Consider the following 433-nt stretch of genomic DNA (forward strand, 5'->3'; position numbering starts at 1 on the left):
CGAGCAGCGGCATTCGGAAGCGGGTGAGCACCCGACCGACCGTTGATCGAGGAACTCCAAGGTGGAACGAGATCCTGTGCGGACCCCAACCACGCGTGAAACGCAGACCGATGATGCGCCGCTCAAGGCGAGTCGCAAGCCGGTTCGGGCTGGTCACAGGCCGGGACGACCGGTCGGTCATCGGCAGACCGGATCGGTATCTCTCGGCCCACTTCGCGGCAGTCGCCGGTGAGCACTGGAACCTCTCCGCCGCCCGGCGCACCGGCCAGCCGTCGATAACGATCAGCCGAGCCAGACGTTCCCTGCCGGTCGGCGTGAAGGGGGCATTAGCGTGAGTCACGAAGACCTCCGGTGACGATGCGTGTGTGGTAACCCACATCGTCCCGGAGGTCTTCTTCTACGTCACCCGTTCACAACGTCCCGAGGAACTACA

At 64.7% G+C, this 433-nt stretch carries 1 protein-coding gene; it reads right to left on the reverse strand.

Annotated features, from left to right (window positions below):
* A partial coding sequence (locus tag MT351_RS19805; RefSeq protein WP_243583081.1) for a helix-turn-helix domain-containing protein occupies positions 1 to 340 on the reverse strand: 340 nt, incomplete at its 3' end.
* Between the last annotated feature and the right edge of the window lie 93 nt (positions 341 to 433).

The sequence above is a fragment of the Rathayibacter sp. VKM Ac-2926 genome, assembly GCF_022815565.1.
Taxonomy (GTDB): domain Bacteria; phylum Actinomycetota; class Actinomycetes; order Actinomycetales; family Microbacteriaceae; genus Rathayibacter; species Rathayibacter festucae.